This window comes from Neobacillus drentensis NBRC 102427, from assembly GCF_001591445.1.
Lineage (GTDB): Bacteria > Bacillota > Bacilli > Bacillales > Cytobacillaceae > Neobacillus > Neobacillus drentensis.
This window is the reverse complement of record NZ_BCUX01000128.1, coordinates 1-1,730: the sequence shown is the minus strand read 5'-3', so window position 1 is coordinate 1,730 and position 1,730 is coordinate 1. Positions and strand designations below refer to the sequence as shown.

Genomic DNA, 1,730 nt, shown 5'->3' with positions numbered 1-1,730 from the left:
TCGTAGGTTAATTTGGTTAGAATGTTTACTGTTAAAAAACATAACCAAATCAGAGCTACATTACGGAAGGAGCTAGTTATTATGAAGGATACCATAAAATATGTAGGTTTAGACGTATCAAAGGAAAAAATTGCTGTTGCGATTGCAGATGAAGGACGAGATGAGCCAAGATACTGGGGCATGATTTCGAATACACCAGAAGCAGTTAAGAAATTGATGAAAAAGATAGGAAATAGTGAGAACTTACGAGTTTGTTACGAAGCAGGTCCAACCGGATATGCATTGTATAGGTTACTCCTTACACTAAACATACACTGTGCTGTTATAGCGCCATCTTTAATTCCTCATCGACCTGGTGATCGTATTAAAACGGATCGTAGAGATTCCGTTCGACTAGCTCAATTATATCGGGCTGGAGAATTAACTTCTGTTTACGTTCCTACCTCAGAGGATGAAGCTTTACGAGATCTTGTTAGATGTCGAGAAGATGCAAAAGAGGACGAATTAAGAGCTAAACATCGGTTAAGTAAATTTTTACTACGATATGATATCCAACCACCATCAAAAGGGAAAAAATGGACCGTCAGGTATTATAGATGGTTGGACACGTTAAAGTTTGAAAACTCAAAACTACAAGTGGTGTTTCAAGAATACTATCATCAAATTAAAGAGATCCAACAACGAGTCGTAAGACTAGAAGAAGAGATCAGAATACAAGCTACTGAGGGGAGTCATGCCCCAACCATCCAAGCTTTACAAGCATTAAGAGGCGTAGCACTGATTACTGCAACCAGCATTGCAGCGGAAATAGGTTCCTTTAAACGCTTTTCCACCCCTAGACAATTTATGGCGTATGTGGGGTTAGTACCTAGTGAACATTCGACTGGTGATAGTAGAAGACAAGGGAAAATTACGAAAACCGGGAATCGTCATGTGAGACGTCTACTAGTGGAATCTGCCTGGAGTTATCGATATAAACCGTCTGTTAAAGGTGAATTACAAAAGAGACAAAATGGTCAATCGCCAACCGTTTTAGCAATATCCTGGAAAGCGCAAAACCGACTTCATAAGAAATACTTTCGATTATTATCAAGAGGCAAAGAAAGTGGTAAAGTTGTCACGGCAGTGGCTAGAGAGCTAGCTGGTTTTATTTGGGCAGTCACGCAGGAATTAGACGAAGTAGTACCCAAAGCTTAAAGAAGTAGTTTCTTATGAAATAGTACATTAGGAAGAAAATAGATGAATGAGAATAGGGCTCGAAGGCAAAGAGAAAAACCGGAAAGGAAAAAACCACGTGCCTCCTCTGTGCTATATCTAATTAGATTAACGCACGTCACGAGTTAGTGGATACGACCTTTATACGGAAAGATAAAATGTGATAACCCACGAATATCAGAGCGCTAACCGCAGTAGAGATTTTTGCCTTCGTGCCGTGTCCTTACCGTCTATTAAAAAATGTTGAAGGAGGTAAATTTATTCCATCTTTAGCTTAAAAAGTGTCTCACCTCTTTGAATGGCTGTCAAGGAGAGCACTTGACAGCCATTCAAAGAGGTGAGAAGTGGTCAGTAAGCTAAAGAAGGAGCTACCCTAGCCTGAAAGGCTAACTATCTAACCAAGTTAGCGAAGAAGCGAAAATTGGCTTCTCTTCTTAGAGTTGGTCAAAAATAGATCAAAACCTAAATTAGAGTGGGGGCCTTGACAGTTTCGTTCATATCAGGAGGCTCCCCGG

The 1,730-nt window shown here is 40.1% G+C and carries 1 protein-coding gene; it reads left to right on the top strand.

All coding sequences use genetic code 11. The features are described from left to right. Positions 1-81 precede the first annotated feature (81 nt). Positions 82-1,197, top strand: a complete 1,116-nt coding sequence (locus BDR01S_RS24470; protein ID WP_066252713.1) for an IS110 family RNA-guided transposase — start codon at positions 82-84, stop codon at positions 1,195-1,197. Positions 1,198-1,730: the final 533 nt, after the last annotated feature.